Genomic DNA, 16,958 nt, shown 5'->3' on the forward strand with positions numbered 1-16,958 from the left:
TACAAAATGTATAAAATTCTAGCTGGATTTGGATCGATTGTACGTTCGTTGTGGATGGTGTTTAGCCATGTCACACGTAAACGTGACACGATTTTATATCCAGAAGTACCAGCTGAACAAATTGTGCCTCCACGCTTTCGTGGTCGTATCATCTTAACGCGTGATCCAGATGGTGAAGAGCGTTGTGTGGCGTGTAACCTATGTGCGGTTGCATGTCCAGTTGGCTGTATTTCATTACAAAAAGCGGAAAAAGAAGATGGACGTTGGTATCCAGAATTTTTCCGTATTAACTTCTCACGTTGCATTTTCTGCGGTATGTGCGAAGAAGCATGTCCAACGACTGCGATCCAGATGACACCTGATTTTGAACTTGCAGAATATGTACGTCAGGACTTGGTGTATGAGAAAGAAAACTTGCTCATTTCTGGTACAGGTAAATATCCAGACTATAACTTTTACCGCGTGACTGGTATGGCTGTGACAGGTAAAGACAAAGGTCAAGCGCAAAAAGAAAGTGCGCCAGTTGATGTACGGAGCTTACTACCATGATGTGGCCATTTTATTTGATGGCTCTAGTGGCCATTGTTTCAACCATTCGTGTTGTGACGAATACAAATCCTGTGCATGCACTGTTGAGCTTAATTGTGTCATTACTTGCTGTCGCTGGTATTTTTATGATCGTAGGTGCGCCATTTGCTGGCGCACTAGAGATTATCGTTTATGCCGGTGCGATCATGGTGTTGTTCGTATTCGTGGTCATGATGTTGAATCTCGGACAGGATACTGTTGAGCAAGAAAGTAAATGGCTGACATCTGATGCATGGGCATTCCCAGCACTCATGAGCTTTCTTATGGGCTTGATTCTCGTCTGGATGCTTGGCAGTGATTACACTACTTCAGGCGCAGTGATGGGGCGTGAAGTTGTGGGTCCAAAAGCTGTAGGTCAGGCATTATTTACGCATTATCTATTACTGGTTGAAATTGCCGCGATGTTATTGCTTGCAGCATTGGTTGCAGCATTCCATTTGGGTAAACGTGAACCAAGTGCAGAAGAGGAAAAAGAATAATGGGACACATCCCTTTAGAACATGGTTTGATTGTCGCAACCATTCTTTTTGCACTGGGTTTTTACGGTGTAATGGTGCGACGCAACCTATTATTTATGTTAATGAGTCTTGAAGTCATGATGAATGCTGCTGCGTTAGCATTTGTTTTGGCAGGTAGTGTCTGGGCGCAACCAGATGGTCAAGTCATGTTTATCTTGATTTTGACTCTCGCTGCGGCAGAGGCATGTATCGGTCTAGCGATCGTCCTTCAGTTCTATCATCGCTTCCATCATTTGGATGTAGATGCTGCTAGTGAGATGCGCGGATGAGTACTTTATATTTAACCATTTTATTTCCGCTCATTGGTTTTATCCTTTTAGCAGCGGGTCGTAACAAACTTTCTGAAAATGTTGCAGCAATTATTGGTGTTGGTTCAGTTGGTTTATCTGCTTTATTTGCTTTAATTGCAGGATTGGCATTTACCAATAGCGGTGATACCGTTTTCGTTCAGCATTTATGGACATGGTTTAATGTCGGTGGTTTCGCACCGGGTATTAGCTTACAGCTAGATGGTCTTTCTCTCATTATGATGGGAATGGTGACTGGGGTAGGCTTTCTGATTCATATCTTCGCATCTTGGTATATGCGTGGTGAAGAAGATTACGCACGTTTCTTCTCATACTTTAACCTATTTGTTGCCAGCATGTTGTTGTTGGTATTGGGCGATAACTTGGCGTTATTGTTCTTGGGTTGGGAAGGCGTAGGTCTGTGCTCTTACTTACTGATTGGTTTCTACTACTCAAATCCTGCAAATGGTTGGGCAGCAATCAAGGCATTTACAGTAACACGTGTAGGTGATGTATTTTTACTCATCGCATTGTTCTTGCTCTATCAACAATTTGGTACTTTGAATACTCAGTACATTGTTGAAAATGCAGCAACTGTAATGACACAAAGCTCATCATTGTCGATCTGGACAGCATTAATGTTGTTTTTAGGGGCAGCAGGTAAATCAGCACAAATTCCATTACAAACTTGGTTAGCAGATGCGATGGCTGGTCCGACACCAGTATCGGCATTGATCCACGCTGCAACGATGGTTACAGCGGGTGTGTACTTATGTTGCCGTATGTTCTCTGTAATGGAGATGGCACCAGAAGTAATGCAATTCATTTCAATTACAGGTGCTGTGACTTTATTGGTTGCTGGTTTTGCTGCATTAGTTCAAACCGATATCAAACGTATCTTGGCTTACTCAACCATGAGTCAGCTCGGTTATATGTTTATGGCAGTGGGTGCTGAAGCGTACCAAGCTGGTTTGTTCCATATGTTGACTCACGCATTCTTCAAAGCGTTATTGTTCTTATCTTCAGGTGCTGTCATTTTGGCGTACCATCATGAACAAAACATTTTCAAGATGGGTGGCTTGTTCAAGCATAACAAATTCTTATTTGCTTGCTTCGCGATTGGTGGCGGTGCCTTAGCTGCGATTCCATTCTTGACCGTTGGCTTCTTCTCGAAAGATGCGATCTTGTGGCAAGTTTGGGCGCATGGTCATACTACAGGTATTGAAACCTTCGGTACGTTGTTCTGGGTTGGTGTTGCTGGTGCTTTCTTAACCTCTATCTATACTTTCCGTTTAATTTGGATCGTATTCTTTGGTGAAGAAAAGACGGCATACCATCCAATCAAAGGTGCAACTTATTGGGCTCCACTTGCGATTCTTGCTGTACTTTCAACAGGTGTGGGTGCGTTATTACAAGCGCCAGTTATCGGTATTTTAAATCAAGCTGGTATTCCTGCGTTTGTTATGACTGATGCTTTAGCACATTTACAACATGGTGTTGAATTAAAAGCAGTTGGTATTGCATTGGCTGGCTTGGCCGTTGGTATTTTCCTGTTTGCTTTTGCTTATGGTGCTGTCAAGTCGTTTGCTCAAAGTTCTTTGGGTGCAGGCTTAGCGCATGTTTGCCGTACAGCATTCGGTTTTGATGCTTTGTATGACATCGTGTTTGTAAAACCATATTTGTTTATTGCAAAAATCTTAGGTCGTGATCCTGTTGATGGTTTATGGCTGGTATTGCCTGCGATTGTGAAGGGTGGTAATAGCTTTACAAGCGCACGTCAAACAGGTTCATTGCGTGAATACGCATCAAGCATGTCACTCGGTATCGTGGTGTTGTTGATGATCTTGATCGTGATTCAGGTTGTGGGGAAATAAAATGGAAAACAATTTAATTTTACCCGCACTGATTTTAGTTCCTTTCATTGCTGGTTTCATTTGTTGGTTGGTTGATAAATTCGACCAACAATTACCGCGTTGGATTGCCTTAATTGGTATGCTCATCACCTTTGGTTTGGGCATAGCTCTCTGGCAAAATGGTACTTTCAGCTACAGTATGGGTGGTCAAACGCCATCATGGGCTGCAGAGTTTTATCTTCCTTGGATTCAAACCTTAGGTATTAGCATTCACCTTGCAGTAGATGGTTTATCACTACTGATGGTGTTATTAACAGCATTACTTGGTGTGCTTGCTGTGGGTTGTTCTTGGGGCGAGATTCAAAAGAATGTTGGTTTCTTCCACTTAAACCTCCTTTGGAGTTTAGGTGGGGTGATCGGTGTATTCTTAGCGATTGACTTATTCTTATTCTTCTTCTTCTGGGAGATGATGCTTGTACCAATCTATTTCTTGATTGCGTTATGGGGTCATAAAGGTTCGAATGGTCGTTCACGTGTTTATGCTGCAACCAAGTTCTTCTTATATACCCAAATTGCTGGTTTGATTATGTTGATCGGTATCCTAGGCCTTGTGGTTTATGGATACATGATGACAGGCATGATTGGTTTTGATTACAACTATCTTATGGCTGTAGCACATCGTTTACCGCCTGAAGTGGCATATGCCTTCATGTTGTGTTTCTTCATCGGTTTTGCTGTGAAATTGCCAGTATTCCCATTACACGGTTGGTTACCTGATGCACATGCGCAAGCACCAACAGCGGGTTCTGTGGATTTAGCGGGTATTTTGATTAAAACCGCGGCTTATGGTTTGCTTCGTTTTGTCATTCCATTTTTCCCAGCAGCATCAGCACAATTTGCAGATATTGCGATCATTCTCGGTTTGATTGGTATTTTCTACGGGGCATTCCTCGCATACCAACAAACAGATATGAAACGTCTACTTGCGTATACCTCTATTTCGCACATGGGTTTCATTTTACTTGCAATTTATGCAGGTAATATTCTGACTTTCCAAGGCCTCATGATCATGATGTTAGCGCATGGTTTATCATCTGCTGCATTGTTCATTATGTCTGGTCAGGTTTATGAGCGTTTACATACCCGTGATTTACGTTTGATGGGTGGCCTACGTGGTCAACTGCAATACTTACCATTTTTCTTAATGTTCTTTGTTGCGGCCCTTGTTGGTGTACCGGGTCTAGGTAACTTTATTGGTGAATTCCTGATTCTTATGGGTTCTTTCAATACTTATCCGACTTTCACTATCATTGCCGCTGTGAGTTTGGTATTTGCTGGTCTATACGGTTTGATTCTGATTCATAAAGCACTGTTTGGTGTACCGAATCCTGAACAGCAGCAGCACTATACCAGCCCTCTCAAAGATCTATCTGCTCGTGAAGTTAGTATTTTAATGCTATGTGCAGTTGGTTTGGTTTGGTTAGGTATTTACCCACAAACATTCTTGGATGTTTCACAATCAAGTATGCAGTGGATTGTAAATAGTTATATGCCAGTACAAGAAGTTGTTGAAGTCGTTCAACAGACAGCAACTCAACTTGAACATGTGGAGATGCAATAAATCATGAACTTCACACTTTCTTTTTCTGAGCTTATGCCACTGGCACCCGTAATGATTGTAGCGTTGACTGCAATCGTTGTGATGTTGTTGATTGCGATCAAGCGTAACCACAATTTAATTGCGACAACTTCGGTTGTCGGTTTAAACCTTGCTGCAATTTTAATTGCATATACCATGTTTACTGGAAGTTTTGCTCCAGTAAACGTGATGGGCATGTTTATGGTTGATCCATTTACCATGCTCTATCAATTCTTGATTTTGATTGCTGCTTTAGCGTGTTGCACGTTGTCTCATGCTTATATCGAGACTTATAAAGACAATCGTGAAGAGCTTTATATCTTGTTACTGTGTTCCGTAGCAGGTGCAATGTTGTTGGTTGCAAGCTCTCATTATGCAGCGTTCTTTATCAGCCTTGAACTCATGTCAATTCCGATTTATGGCATGTTGGCATATACTTATCAACGTAGCCATTCGTTGGAAGCAGGGATTAAATATCTTGTGCTTTCAGCAACAGCATCGGCAATGTTGTTGATGGGCATGGCATATATCTATGCTTATACTGGCTCCTTATCATTCTATGATTCAGTACAGAATTTATTTGCTGTGATTGATCAACCAATGGTGTTATTGGGTCTAGCGTTAATTATCTTTGCTGTGGCATTTAAACTCTCTCTTGCACCTTTCCATAAATGGACGCCAGATGTGTATGCAGGTGCGCCAGCACCAATGGCAACTTTCTTGGCAACTGCTGCCAAGGTGGCAACGGTTGGTTTATTTGTTCGTTACTTGTTGACTTCAGGCGCAATTTTAGAGCAATCACTGGTTACGATTTTGACGATTCTTGCAGTATTGTCGATTGTGGTAGGTAACTTACTCGCTGTACGTCAAGTGAACTTGAAGCGTATCTTGGGTTATTCATCCATTGCACACTTTGGTTATTTGTTGATTGCTTTAATTAGCATGACTTATGCAAGTTTAGGCAGCGTAACGGTATATGTGATTACGTATGTATTGACAACAATCGGTGCATTTGGTGCAGTTGCATTGATGTCGAGTCCTTATAACAATGTGGATGAAGCACAAAGTCTTGCCGACTATCGTGGTTTGTTCTGGCGTCGTCCAATTTTGACTGCAACATTAACCGTAATGATGTTGTCTCTTGCTGGTATTCCATTAACTGCTGGCTTTATCGGTAAGTTCTTGGTGGTGTTGGCAGCAGTTACAACTCAACATTGGTTCCTTGCAGCGATGATCGTTGTAGGTAGTGGTATCGGTTTATATTATTACCTTCGTGTGATGGTTGTCATGTATATGACACCACCAGATGTACCTCGTATTGATGCTGATGCACATTGGGGAACTAAAGTCGGTGGTATCATGGTACTTGGTGCTGCATTATTAGTCTTGTTCTTGGGTGTGTACCCAGATCCGATGATTAACTTAGCATTGAAAGCAGAAATTCTGTCTCCATTGCATTTTATGATGTCACAACAACACTAATGGTCTGATTTGTACAAAAAAGCCTCCAAAATTGGGGGCTTTTTTATTGAATAGTAAAAAAACACTTTATAATAGCCGAAGATTTATATTAGCTAGGTACTTACTCGTGTCGATCCAAGAAATTCGTCATCCGCTTATTCGCCATAAACTTGGTTTATTACGTCGTTGCGACATCAGTACCAAGAACTTTCGTGAATTGGCACAAGAGGTCACAATGTTATTGACCTATGAGGCGACAAAGGATTTACCCGTTGTTGATCATGAAATTGATGGGTGGGCAGGGAAAGTTGCTACACAGCGCATTGCTGGAAAGAAAATTACCATTGTTCCAATTTTGCGTGCAGGCATTGGTATGCTTGAAGGTGTTTTGAATCTGATTCCAAGTGCTAAAGTTAGTGTTTTGGGTTTAGAACGTGACGAGGCAACGCTAGAGGTGCGTACCTATTATAAAAAACTCGTACCTGATGTGGCGAATCGTTTGGCCATGATTATCGATCCTATGCTTGCAACTGGAAATTCATTGATTGCTGCGATTGATGTTTTGAAAGCAAGTGGCTGTAAAGATATTCGTGTGATGGTTTTGGTTGCAGCACCTGAGGGTATTGCTAAAGTTGAAGCAGCGCATCCTGATGTACGTCTTTATACCGCTTCAATTGATCAAGGGCTGAATGAGGAAGGCTATATCGTCCCAGGTTTAGGAGATGCTGGCGATAAGATTTTTGGTAGTGTCCAAAAAGATTAAGCATTAAAATTATTATAAAAAGGGACTGGATGACATCATAAATTTTATGAGAGGTCTAAAGTCTCTTTTTATTTTCTATATACTATGGGCTATGGCTTGGTACAGTAGGGGTAAATGTGATGAAACAAGATTTCTATCAAGGAAAAGTGAAGCAATATAATCCTGATAAAGGATTCGGTTTTATTGGTACAACTGAGGGTGATGTCTTTTTTCATATTTCAGATTTCCCGTCAGCAGAAGGCGAACCGAAACGAAATGAAAAAGTGAAGTTTGCTGTGGTCGAAAATCAAGGCAAATTTAAAGCTGTACAAATTGAGCGTGTTGATCCTAACCCTGCAAAAACCAAGAAAACAAAAATAGCGAATCATAATAAAGCAATTACAAGCGAACTATTATCAAATTTTCGACGTTAAATAATTCGGGGTATAGAGTAAGGGTAAGCTATGCTTAACCCTTATTCTTTGTAGAAAAGAATAAGAGTAAAGGAAGTTTTTATGTTTCTTACGGGGAAAATTAAAAATTATAATTCAGATCGTGGTTTTGGTTTTATCGAAGTAGAACATGATCGATCAGATATTTTTTTTCATATAACAGATTTTCCTAAAATAGGCGGTGAGCCAAAAACTGGGGAATTAGTTAAGTTTTTAATTGTTGAGGATAAAGGTAAATTTAAAGCAACAAATATCGTGCGGCTAGACCTGAAAGCTGTTAGTCCAGTTCATGAAGCGATTCAACCTGACATGTCTATAAAAAATATTGCTCAAAGTAACTCAAAAACAAAAGGTAAAAAGGGACTGACTTACACAATAGTTGCGATGATTATCATCGCAATTTTACTAGGACTGGTGTTTAAAAAATATCAAGCTTATCAGCAATCTCAACAACTCAAGGTTGGGCAATTGATTGAAGAGCAAAAAAGGATTATAGATGCTCAACGTCAAGCTATAGGAGATCTGCCTGATGTAAAGCTCTCTGAAAAAACAGAGAATGCATTAAAATCTACTCATAACTCCGGAGTATCAATTCAACAGCAGGTTGCTTCAGAAAATCAATTTAGTTGTGATGGGCGAATTCATTGCTCGCAAATGAGGTCTTATGATGAGGCTGTATTCTTTTTAAGAAATTGTCCCAATACCCAAATGGATGGGGATGGAGATGGAATTCCGTGCGAACGACAATTTGCACGTCATTAAGAAGATCAGGCTTAAACCTGATCTTCACAGAATTGTAAAAAGGCTTTTAAACCTGGTCCCTGATACTTTTGACGATGCACGAGCATGTAAAGAGGACGTGTTAACGCCCAGTAAGGTGTGTCTAGAATGACTAATTGTCCTTTTTCCTGCAAAGGCTCAATGGCCAATCGAGAAACACAGGTCATACCTAAACCACCTGTAACAATTTTTAAAATTGCTTCATTGTGGCCCAATGTTAACCGAATATTTGCATCAGGTAGGTCTTGTAAAATTGCATTGTCGAATACTTCACGAGTACCAGAACCCTCTTCACGTAAGATCCATTCAACATCTAGAAAATCGGTTGCTGTGATAGGACGATTTAACTGTGCAAGAGGGTGATCGGGTGCACAACAAACAGCAAGTTCATCATTGCGCCAATGGATACATTGGAGCTGTGGGAGGTGACAAGAACCTTCAATTAAGGCTAAATCAAGTTGAAATTGATTGACGGCTTCGATCATCTGGCGTGTGTTACCAACTTGTAGTTGTAGATGAGCTTGAGGATGAAGCTGTAAAAAATCAGCCATCAGATCAGGCATCAAATAGTCACTAATCGTTAAGGTTGCACCTAAACGTAAATCAATACTTTGCAATTCACCTTTCGCCGCTTGTTCAAAAGATTCACAACGACCTAAAATTTCTAGTGCTTGGGGAAGTAAGAATCTACCCAAATCATTGAGTTGTAGACGTTTACCCAAGCGATCAAATAATGGTGCTCCAAGACCATCTTCTAAATCAGCTAAAGCCATACTTGCCGCACTTTGCGTGAGTCTGACAGCATCGCTCGCTTTGGTAACAGTTCCTTCTTGAGCGACCGCCACGAAAACAGCCAATTGGCGTAATGTCATGCGCATGTTAAAAGCCTTAACGTATTGAGAGTCTATATTTAGCAGACTCTAGAGTATTTATAAATAATCAGATCATGCTACCATGAGCACACTGTTTCGTGCCACGTTCAAATCATGTCAATTGAAAAATTTAGCGTAGAAAAAGTTTTATCGGTTCATCGTTGGACCAATACTCTATTTAGTTTTACTATGACCCGTCCAGCCCATTTTAAATTTACCGCAGGTCAATTTGCGCGTATTGGTTTAATGGTGGATGGTGAATTGGTGGTTCGTGCTTATTCAGTTGTGTCATCGCCATTTGATGAAACCTTGGAGTTCTTTTCAATTGTTGTCCCTGAAGGCGCATTTACCTCAAACTTACAGCATCTAAAAGTAGGTGATGAGCTCTATCTTGAAAAGATATCTTATGGTTATTTAACACTTGCACGTTATCAGCAGCCATTACCAAAAGATTTGTGGTTATTGGCTACGGGTACTGGGTTAGCACCATTTTTATCGATGTTGCAAGATTTTGAAACGTGGAATAGATATCAGCATATCAATCTCGTTTATAGTGTTCGTACCGCTTCAGAATTGGCGTATGTTGAACGTATTCAGGAGATTGCAGCAACCTTTGGTGAAGGTCATTCTGGGTTTCAGTTTGTACCTATTATTACCCGTGATCCAAACGCCAAATTGCATGATCGATTACCAATTTTAATTGCCAATGGTCAGCTCGAAAAAGTTGTTGGATTGGAATTTAATCCAGAAACTAGCCATGTCATGTTGTGTGGCAATCCGCAAATGGTGGATGATACCAAAGAAGCATTAAAACAGCGTGGGCTAACCATGAATCGTCGTGGAGAGGGGAATATTGCGGTTGAGAATTATTGGTAACCAACCGAGAAAAATAAGTTGAATAGGATATGTGTTAATGAACAAGCATATCCATAAATTCACGAATTTCTTGAATTGCGGTATCGATGTCAGTGCTTAACCATGTCGGTTCAAACACACCTGTATAATGGGCTAAACGGTCCTGCGGTACTACAAGCCTGATTGGGCAGTCTTCTTCAAGTAAGCGCCAAGGTACAATTGGAACTTCATTATCTAAAAAAGGTTGCACATTTCGAATATCAATAATCATGGCATTGATACAGTCAGGTAAAGGCATGACTGAAAATTCATCGGTACGACGGTAAGCGTCCGCTGAATCCCATACCTATTTTTTAATTCGATTTAGGTTTCCAGCAGTGCGGCAGCAATTCTTCAATTTGGGTCACTTTGTGTGTCGGTAACCTTTTCAGCACATCACTTAAATAGGCATACGGATCCAAGCCATTCAGCTTTGCTGACTGGATTAAAGTCATGATGTTTGCCGCTCGCTGACCACTGCGCAGCGAACCTGCAAACAGCCAGTTCTTGCGTCCCAACGCCCAGGGACGCATCTGATTCTCTACCCAATTGTTGCATATCGGTAGATTGCCATCATCCAGATAGCGGCTTAAGGCTGGCCAACGCTTCAGAGTGTAATTGATAGCCTTGGCGGTGGGAGAACTCGATGGCACTGTCAGATGATGTTGGTTGAGCCATTCATATAGTTGTTGCATCACTGGTTGACTATGCTGTTGTCGGTATTCGCGGCGGTCTTCCGCTGTACCATCGGTCTTTTTCCTGAGTTCTGCTTCTATCGCATACAGTTTCTGAATCAGCACTAAGGCCTGTTCAGCAACCTGACTTTTCCCAGTTACATGCAGTTCATGGAATTTACGACGTGCATGGGCCATGCACCCCACCTCAATCACCTGGCCTGATTTAAAACGTGCTTTATAACCACTGTAATCATCACAGACTAGATAGCCCTGCCAGCCTTTCAAGAACTCTTCAGCATGCTGGCCTGAACGACTATCCTGAAAGTCATAGATCACCGCCTGAACTGGATTATACTGTGTGGTGGCATAGGCCCAGACATAACCTTTCTTCGGTTTTTTATTATTCTCACCCATCCGCATGATGGTGACCGGTGTTTCATCTGCATGCAGCACCCGCTGTTGCAGCACCACCTCTTTTAAGGCATTGGCCAGAGGTTCCAGTTCTACACCGCAGCGACCTATCCAGTCAGATAAAGTGGATCTGGACAGTTCGATTCCCGCCCGCTGATAGATCAGGCGCTGACGGTACAGCGGCAAATGATCGGCATACTTCGATACCAGCACATGGCTGAGCAATTCAGGTGAAGCAATGCCTTTATCAATCACATAGGCGGGCATCGCTTGCTGAGTTAGAGTGTCACACTGATCACAGACCCATTTACCACGCACATGCTGTTCCTTATAGAACTGTGCCGGTCTGAAATGCAGTTTTTCACTGACATCTTCGCCGATACGACGGAGTTGGCAGCCACAAGCACATTGGGTTGATGCAGGTTCATGCTCAATACGGATGGTGTGTAGATGATCTGGCAGTGGTCGACGTTTAGGTTTATTGGTTTTGGCTTTCTGTGTCGCTGCATTGGTTTTATCTGCATTTAGCCGTTCCAGTTCTAGATCAACCGCGGCAATATCTTCTTCAACCGCTTCATCCCACAGATGGATTTGTTTTGCCGTTAAGTGTTCATTCTTTTGGGCGAATTTGTGCTTTTTAAACAGCGCCAGTTCATGCTCGTATTTTTGATTGAGAATAGAAAGATGTTGAACTTTGGCATCCAATTGTTGGTTTGATTGTGCTAGAGACTGATGCTGCAGCGCCAACTGCCTGGTGAATTCCAGCAGTTGTTCATGGGTCAGTTGGCTTAAGTCAGGCAGCGTATTCATGACCGCAGTATGCCTGAGGTCATGAGAAGAATGAAATAGAACGTTTGGAGAATAGCAGAATGGTCGAGCCTGGTTTAAAGCATCGTCACCACCTGCTGTCGTCCAATGCGCTGCCAGGGCAAACCTTGGATCAGTGCCTGTAACTGTTCCGGGCTGAGGGCCACGGTTTCACCTTGGTGAACTTGAGCCCAGTGAAATTTGCCCTGTTCCAGCCGCCGGGCACACAGCCAGATGCCCAATCCATCATGTACCAGCACTTTCATGCGATGGCCACGTTTATTACAGAACAGGTAAGCACAATGCGGTTTGATGTAGCCAAAGGCTCTCACCACCTGAGCCATGGTCGTATCCATACCTGCACGCATGTCCATGGGCTGAGTAGACAACCAGATTTCATCAATGCGGATCATGTTGCAAGTGCCTTGAGTAATTCTGCCAAGGCAGGTATTTCTGATGTCTGCCATTTTAGCTGAATATCATTATTCGTATGAGGCACGGTGATACACAACGTGATCCTCTCATCAATAGGTTGGCTGATTGCAGCAGTGTAAGGCAAAGCAATAAATGCTGGATTCACATGAGTAGGATCCTGCACGGCACCCTCATGATGGCTGAAGATCCTGATCCAACGACTGACAAGGTTGGCATTAATACTATGTTGCAGTGCGACCGAAGCGATCGAGGTATTAGGATTTTTGCAGGCATTGACAATACTGAGTTTGAATTCTTTGCTGTATTTTCGGCGTTTTTTAGCAACAGGAGGTGTTGCTGAATATATATCCATGTTCATGGATTAAGTCCCCACTTGTTTTTAGGTGGGAACTAAATTAAGGCTTATAGGATCGCTTGGTAAGGCTGTGTTAGCCGGATGCTTACGTACGACGACGGAAATATTCAAGATCACCCCATTTTAAAATGTAGCTCGGCTTATTAAATTCAATAATACCAATCAAATGTTCATCACGAGTGTGATGCAAAAAACATTGATGGCTAACATCAGTGTCCAATTCAAGAGAAACGCTTTGTTGACTGTAGGACATAAAGCAGAACAGTGTGGAAATGAGGGCAAGTATTATAGCTTATTTTATAGTATTGCTAAAGCGCCTATATTTTATACAAAGTATATTGAAATATAAAGTAGAGTTATGCAACTAGGGCAACGATAGTCCGAATCTTCTTCACACAATGCAACATTGCGTATTGTTAATATAAAGCTGAACAGTAAAAAGGATGAGGGCTGCTATCATGCATGATTTTAGTAAGCCACAGCCTCATGTGGCGAGTAAAGAAGAAATTACCAAGAAGAGAAGATTACCCGTTTATATTTTGATTATTGTGGGAATCTTTTTAATCGCACTGCTTGTATTTATGGTTGCTGATCATTCGGCGAAACCCACTGCCCAAGTGATTATGTCACATTTGCAGTCGGTAATTTTAAATGCATAAGCAGTTTCTTATAGACCAAGTTTGATAATGGGAAAAGCCTGTTGATGTGAATCAATAGGCTTTTTTGCAATATTTTGCGGATTTTTTGTTGTATTAGTGATGCGATTCATTGATTGGAAAATAGACAAAAACTAAGGTGAAAGCATCCATAAATTATTTGCTTGCTCACTGAGTGATCATGAGTGGATCGTACAACATGTAAAAACATGACATAAGGATAACAACATGAATGATTTTTTTAGAGACCCCTCCCAACGAGGAGGATTCGATGCCATGTACTACTGGGATCAGTTTCAGCCTATTTTAGCTGCAATCGTCATTTTACTAGTCGGTTGGATTGTGGCGTTGGTCATTGCTGCTGGCGTAAAGAAGTTACTACAAAAGCTGGATACCAATAATCGACTCTCTTCCGCGACAGGACAGAACTCAAATATTGAAAGTCTAATATCCAAGCTTGTTTTCTGGTTTGTGATGATCCTTGCGGTTGTCGGGGCCTTGAATATCCTCAACATTAGTGGTGTGAGTGATCCATTTAGTAATATGGTGGGGCGTGTACTCGCTTATTTACCAAATCTATTGGCTGCGGTTGCTGTAGGTTTCATCGGCTGGATCGTTGCTCGTTTAGTGCAAGCAGGTTTAACCAAAGTACTTGCGAAAACAGAATGGGATGAAAAGCTGAGCAGTGAGGTGGGTGTGAGCTCACTGAGTAGTAATATAGGTGAGATCTTTTACTGGCTTGTATTATTACTATTCTTACCGATTGTGCTTTCGATTCTGGGCTTAACTGGCTTGTTGATCCCTGTACAGAATATGGTAAATGATGCGATTTCGTATTTACCTAATCTATTTATTGCGGGTGTAATCATCTTTGTTGGTTATATTCTGGCAAAAATTGTACGCGGTATCGTGGAAGGTTTGAGCAATAGTCTTGGCTTACAAGCACAAGCACAAAAAGTTGGATTGTTTAAAAATTCAAATGTTTCTAGATTCTTAGGTTCATTTGTTTTTGCCATCATTATCATTACTAGTTTGATTGTTGCTTTTGAAGCATTGGGCATAGAAGCTATTTCACAACCTGCTACTGCAATGTTGAATGACATTATGCTTGCTATACCACAAATCATTGCTGCAGCATTGATTTTAATCGTAGCTTATGTCGTTTCTCGCTTTGTTGGACGATTAGTCGCTGAACTGATTTCTGGGGCTGGTGTTGATGAAGTTCCAATGAAGCTGGATTTACAGCGCTTCCTTGGTCAAACACGTGTGTCTGATATTATTGGATATCTGATCGTATTTTTCACAATGCTATTTGCAGTTTCTGAAGCTGCAAATCGACTTGGTCTGGAGCAAGTGAGCGTTCTGATTGCGATGTTTATCCAATTCGGTGCAAGTATTTTGCTAGGTGCTGTGATCCTTGTGATCGGTTTCTGGCTTGCGAATGTGGTTGCTAACGTTGTACAACGTGGTGAATACAACAGCTCTCGTTGGTTAGGTAATTTAGTTCGTATCCTCATTATGGGCTTAGTGATCGCAATGGGGTTAAAAGCAATGGGTATTGCTGACTCGATTGTAAACTTGGCATTTGGTTTAACTTTAGGTTCAGTTGCAGTTGCATTTGCTTTGGCGTTTGGTCTAGGCGGTCGTCAACCTGCTGAGCGTTTGCTGACGGATTTGCTTGATAAGGCAAAAAATGAAGCAAAACAACCAAATCCTTTACATCAGGAGCAACAAAAGCCCGTGAATCCGGTGAATCCAACACCGCCAACTTCACCAAATTCTGATGAATAGAAAAAATAATCTTTGATTTTTTCAGTCAATTCGACCACTCTAACAGGGTGGTCGTTTTGTTTATATCTGTGCTATTGATCTTTATCATAGAGAGGAAACAGAACATTTCTACACTATGATGAATGCTTTCAATCAAAAAAATGACCTAAAAAGCAATTCATTTATATATAAGGTCTGTTTATATTTCACCTTACGAGCGATAGCTCTAATTGAAATATAGGATGAAAATAGCAACAAACCCCTAATATCAATCGTCTCTAAATAAAAAATCGACAGGAGAATGAAGTGAAGAGGCCAAATCGTGTATTCGCACCTATTATCATTGCTGGGATTACTGTTGGGTTCTTAGCGAGTGCTTATAAATTTGTATTTGCAAAAGCAAATAATGAAAAGCAACAGTCACAGTCAAATACTCATAAAAAATCAAATTTAGATGATGCCAAACGGGATGAACGCTGATAAAGCCGTTGCTTTGAGCTAAAGTATTGGTATTTGGCTCATCCATGCTTTGCACAAATGAGGATTATACAAATTGCGCTGCGGCTTGTGCTGACGACCATGCCCATTGAAAGTTATATCCTCCTAGATGTCCTGTAACATCCAAGACTTCACCAATAAAATATAAGCCTTTTTGCTTTTTACTCTCCATGGTTTTAGAGGAGATTTCGGTTGTGTCTACACCACCGAGCGTGACTTCTGCGGTGCGATAACCTTCAGTGCCTGAGGGTTTGACTGTAAATGCATGTAGTTGGGTGGCGATGTGTTCGAGTTGAGCGTCGCTGATATTTCCAATTGCAATTTCACTATGTTCGGCCCAAATGAGTTGCTGTAATTCGAGAACAATGCTTTTGGCTGTGAACTTGCTGAGCAACGTTCTGAGTAGAACTTTGGGTTGTGCTTTTTTCTTATCTTTGAAAAATTGACTAAAATCTTGGCTTGGAAAGAAATCAATTTTAAAACTTTCACCGACATGCCAATAGTTAGAAAGTTGTAATGAACTTGGTCCACTTAAGCCACGATGGGTAAATAACAAAGCCTCAGTAAATTGATGACGATCATTTATGAGTGTGGCATCTAAAGCATTGCCACTAAGACGGGTTGTGACTTCTTTGAAATGATCAGAAAAGGTAAATGGAACGAGGCCAGCACGGGTTGGAAATACATGATGTCCGAACTGCTTTGCCAGTTCATAACCAAAACCTGAACCACCTAAGGTTGGAATCGATAAGCCGCCTGTGGCAACCACCAAAGATTCACAGTGATATGTGCCTTGATTGGTCTCAATGATAAAACCTGTATCTGCTTTTGATTGAACGTGCTCAACTTCACAATGGGTTTGGATATGAACACGCTTTGCTTTATCACATTCTGAAAGTAACAACTCAAGAATTTCTTTAGATCCTTTCAAAGTAAAGAGTTGACCGTGTTTACGTTCTTCGTATTCAATGCCATATTCACAGACCAAACCAATAAAGTCCCAGTTGGTGTAGCGGGTGAGTGCTGAAATCACGAAATGCGGATTTTCTGAAAGATAATTGGATGGCTCTACATCGAGATTGGTAAAGTTACATTTACCGCCACCAGACATTAAAATCTTTTTGCCTACCTTATTGGCTTTTTCGAGAACTACAACTGAACGTCCGCGTTTACCTGCTTCAGCAGCCAACATCAAGCCAGATGCGCCAGCACCTAAAACAACAACATCAACTTGATGAACCATGGACATTACTCGATCGACGA

Annotated in this window: 18 protein-coding genes and 2 pseudogenes; 13 read left to right on the forward strand and 7 right to left on the reverse strand. The window is 41.4% G+C overall.

What is annotated here, in order from left to right:
• Window positions 1-6 precede the first annotated feature (6 nt).
• The 9 genes from nuoI to F927_RS03030 all read left to right on the forward strand — a co-directional run bounded on the left by nuoI (window position 7) and on the right by F927_RS03030 (window position 8,302).
• Window positions 7-549 carry an NADH-quinone oxidoreductase subunit NuoI gene (gene nuoI, locus F927_RS02990; RefSeq protein ID WP_004638055.1) on the forward strand — a complete coding sequence of 181 codons (543 nt, stop codon included), beginning with the start codon at window positions 7-9 and terminating at the stop codon, window positions 547-549.
• Entirely contained in the window at window positions 549-1,067 is a 519-nt protein-coding gene (gene nuoJ / locus F927_RS02995) for an NADH-quinone oxidoreductase subunit J (RefSeq protein ID WP_171055772.1), read from the forward strand. Before nuoI ends, nuoJ begins: the two co-directional genes overlap by 1 nt.
• Complete coding sequence (nuoK, locus tag F927_RS03000) at window positions 1,067-1,375, forward strand: NADH-quinone oxidoreductase subunit NuoK (RefSeq protein ID WP_004638057.1); 309 nt, start codon at window positions 1,067-1,069, stop codon at window positions 1,373-1,375. The genes nuoJ and nuoK overlap by 1 nt, the downstream gene beginning before the upstream one ends.
• Complete coding sequence (nuoL, locus tag F927_RS03005) at window positions 1,372-3,267, forward strand: NADH-quinone oxidoreductase subunit L (protein WP_005081342.1); 1,896 nt, start codon at window positions 1,372-1,374, stop codon at window positions 3,265-3,267. Before nuoK ends, nuoL begins: the two co-directional genes overlap by 4 nt.
• A gap of 1 nt (window position 3,268) precedes the next feature.
• Complete coding sequence (nuoM, locus tag F927_RS03010) at window positions 3,269-4,867, forward strand: NADH-quinone oxidoreductase subunit M (RefSeq protein WP_004638059.1); 1,599 nt, start codon at window positions 3,269-3,271, stop codon at window positions 4,865-4,867.
• A 3-nt stretch (window positions 4,868-4,870) separates the two neighbouring features.
• Window positions 4,871-6,367, forward strand: a complete 1,497-nt coding sequence (gene nuoN / locus F927_RS03015; protein ID WP_004638060.1) for an NADH-quinone oxidoreductase subunit NuoN — start codon at window positions 4,871-4,873, stop codon at window positions 6,365-6,367.
• Between the two features lie 106 nt (window positions 6,368-6,473).
• A complete protein-coding gene (upp, locus tag F927_RS03020) occupies window positions 6,474-7,109 on the forward strand; it encodes a uracil phosphoribosyltransferase (RefSeq protein WP_005081344.1) in 636 nt (211 codons plus the stop codon).
• A gap of 119 nt (window positions 7,110-7,228) precedes the next feature.
• Window positions 7,229-7,522, forward strand: coding sequence for a cold shock domain-containing protein (locus F927_RS03025; protein ID WP_004638062.1), 294 nt, complete (start codon window positions 7,229-7,231; stop codon window positions 7,520-7,522).
• Between the two features lie 81 nt (window positions 7,523-7,603).
• Window positions 7,604-8,302: a cold shock domain-containing protein gene (locus tag F927_RS03030; RefSeq protein WP_005081345.1), complete on the forward strand. Its 699-nt coding sequence runs from the start codon at window positions 7,604-7,606 to the stop codon at window positions 8,300-8,302.
• An 11-nt stretch (window positions 8,303-8,313) separates the two neighbouring features.
• Here F927_RS03030 and gigC read toward each other — a convergent pair whose 3' ends face one another.
• Window positions 8,314-9,198: a LysR family transcriptional regulator GigC gene (gene gigC / locus F927_RS03035; RefSeq protein ID WP_005081346.1), complete on the reverse strand. Its 885-nt coding sequence runs from the start codon at window positions 9,196-9,198 to the stop codon at window positions 8,314-8,316.
• 108 nt (window positions 9,199-9,306) lie between these two features.
• On the opposite strand from gigC, the gene F927_RS03040 reads away from it, so the two are divergent.
• Window positions 9,307-10,068, forward strand: coding sequence for a ferredoxin--NADP reductase (locus F927_RS03040; protein ID WP_005081347.1), 762 nt, complete (start codon window positions 9,307-9,309; stop codon window positions 10,066-10,068).
• Between the two features lie 34 nt (window positions 10,069-10,102).
• Here the strand turns inward: F927_RS03040 and F927_RS03045 are convergent.
• The 5 genes and pseudogenes from F927_RS03045 to F927_RS17050 form a co-directional block, all read right to left on the reverse strand.
• A pseudogene (locus tag F927_RS03045) lies at window positions 10,103-10,369 on the reverse strand (hypothetical protein); the annotation flags it as partial.
• A 31-nt stretch (window positions 10,370-10,400) separates the two neighbouring features.
• Window positions 10,401-11,984, reverse strand: coding sequence for an IS66-like element ISAba25 family transposase (locus F927_RS03050; protein ID WP_005080579.1), 1,584 nt, complete (start codon window positions 11,982-11,984; stop codon window positions 10,401-10,403).
• A 74-nt stretch (window positions 11,985-12,058) separates the two neighbouring features.
• Window positions 12,059-12,394, reverse strand: a complete 336-nt coding sequence (gene tnpB, locus F927_RS03055; protein WP_000618091.1) for an IS66 family insertion sequence element accessory protein TnpB — start codon at window positions 12,392-12,394, stop codon at window positions 12,059-12,061.
• Window positions 12,391-12,774 (reverse strand): transposase, encoded by a 384-nt coding sequence (locus tag F927_RS03060; protein ID WP_001055585.1) that lies wholly within the window; start codon window positions 12,772-12,774, stop codon window positions 12,391-12,393. Before F927_RS03060 ends, tnpB begins: the two co-directional genes overlap by 4 nt.
• A gap of 85 nt (window positions 12,775-12,859) precedes the next feature.
• A pseudogene (locus F927_RS17050) lies at window positions 12,860-13,024 on the reverse strand (hypothetical protein); the annotation flags it as partial.
• A gap of 205 nt (window positions 13,025-13,229) precedes the next feature.
• Between F927_RS17050 and F927_RS03065 the strand changes: the two are divergent.
• The 3 genes from F927_RS03065 to F927_RS17165 all read left to right on the forward strand — a co-directional run bounded on the left by F927_RS03065 (window position 13,230) and on the right by F927_RS17165 (window position 15,677).
• Window positions 13,230-13,430, forward strand: coding sequence for a hypothetical protein (locus F927_RS03065; RefSeq protein WP_005081354.1), 201 nt, complete (start codon window positions 13,230-13,232; stop codon window positions 13,428-13,430).
• Between the two features lie 225 nt (window positions 13,431-13,655).
• Window positions 13,656-15,218: a mechanosensitive ion channel gene (locus F927_RS03070; RefSeq protein WP_005081355.1), complete on the forward strand. Its 1,563-nt coding sequence runs from the start codon at window positions 13,656-13,658 to the stop codon at window positions 15,216-15,218.
• Between the two features lie 285 nt (window positions 15,219-15,503).
• Window positions 15,504-15,677: a hypothetical protein gene (locus tag F927_RS17165; protein WP_004638069.1), complete on the forward strand. Its 174-nt coding sequence runs from the start codon at window positions 15,504-15,506 to the stop codon at window positions 15,675-15,677.
• 64 nt (window positions 15,678-15,741) lie between these two features.
• Here F927_RS17165 and F927_RS03075 read toward each other — a convergent pair whose 3' ends face one another.
• Window positions 15,742-16,944 carry a BaiN/RdsA family NAD(P)/FAD-dependent oxidoreductase gene (locus tag F927_RS03075; protein ID WP_026057255.1) on the reverse strand — a complete coding sequence of 401 codons (1,203 nt, stop codon included), beginning with the start codon at window positions 16,942-16,944 and terminating at the stop codon, window positions 15,742-15,744.
• Window positions 16,945-16,958: the final 14 nt, after the last annotated feature.

The sequence above is a fragment of the Acinetobacter haemolyticus CIP 64.3 = MTCC 9819 genome, assembly GCF_000369065.1.
Lineage (GTDB): Bacteria > Pseudomonadota > Gammaproteobacteria > Pseudomonadales > Moraxellaceae > Acinetobacter > Acinetobacter haemolyticus.

Bases quoted from the DNA above. Each gene is read 5' to 3' on its own strand.
- nuoJ (WP_171055772.1), top strand. From the start codon at position 549: ATGTGGCCATTTTATTTGATGGCTCTAGTGGCCATTGTTTCAACCATT.
- F927_RS03025 (WP_004638062.1), top strand. From the start codon at position 7,229: ATGAAACAAGATTTCTATCAAGGAAAAGTGAAGCAATATAATCCTGAT.
- F927_RS03050 (WP_005080579.1), bottom strand. From the start codon at position 11,984: ATGAATACGCTGCCTGACTTAAGCCAACTGACCCATGAACAACTGCTG.
- F927_RS03060 (WP_001055585.1), bottom strand. From the start codon at position 12,774: ATGAACATGGATATATATTCAGCAACACCTCCTGTTGCTAAAAAACGC.
- gigC (WP_005081346.1), bottom strand. From the start codon at position 9,198: ATGCGCATGACATTACGCCAATTGGCTGTTTTCGTGGCGGTCGCTCAA.
- F927_RS03040 (WP_005081347.1), top strand. From the start codon at position 9,307: ATGTCAATTGAAAAATTTAGCGTAGAAAAAGTTTTATCGGTTCATCGT.
- F927_RS03070 (WP_005081355.1), top strand. From the start codon at position 13,656: ATGAATGATTTTTTTAGAGACCCCTCCCAACGAGGAGGATTCGATGCC.
- F927_RS03065 (WP_005081354.1), top strand. From the start codon at position 13,230: ATGCATGATTTTAGTAAGCCACAGCCTCATGTGGCGAGTAAAGAAGAA.
- tnpB (WP_000618091.1), bottom strand. From the start codon at position 12,394: ATGATCCGCATTGATGAAATCTGGTTGTCTACTCAGCCCATGGACATG.
- nuoK (WP_004638057.1), top strand. From the start codon at position 1,067: ATGGGACACATCCCTTTAGAACATGGTTTGATTGTCGCAACCATTCTT.
- nuoM (WP_004638059.1), top strand. From the start codon at position 3,269: ATGGAAAACAATTTAATTTTACCCGCACTGATTTTAGTTCCTTTCATT.
- F927_RS03030 (WP_005081345.1), top strand. From the start codon at position 7,604: ATGTTTCTTACGGGGAAAATTAAAAATTATAATTCAGATCGTGGTTTT.
- F927_RS03075 (WP_026057255.1), bottom strand. From the start codon at position 16,944: ATGTCCATGGTTCATCAAGTTGATGTTGTTGTTTTAGGTGCTGGCGCA.
- nuoI (WP_004638055.1), top strand. From the start codon at position 7: ATGTATAAAATTCTAGCTGGATTTGGATCGATTGTACGTTCGTTGTGG.
- nuoN (WP_004638060.1), top strand. From the start codon at position 4,871: ATGAACTTCACACTTTCTTTTTCTGAGCTTATGCCACTGGCACCCGTA.
- nuoL (WP_005081342.1), top strand. From the start codon at position 1,372: ATGAGTACTTTATATTTAACCATTTTATTTCCGCTCATTGGTTTTATC.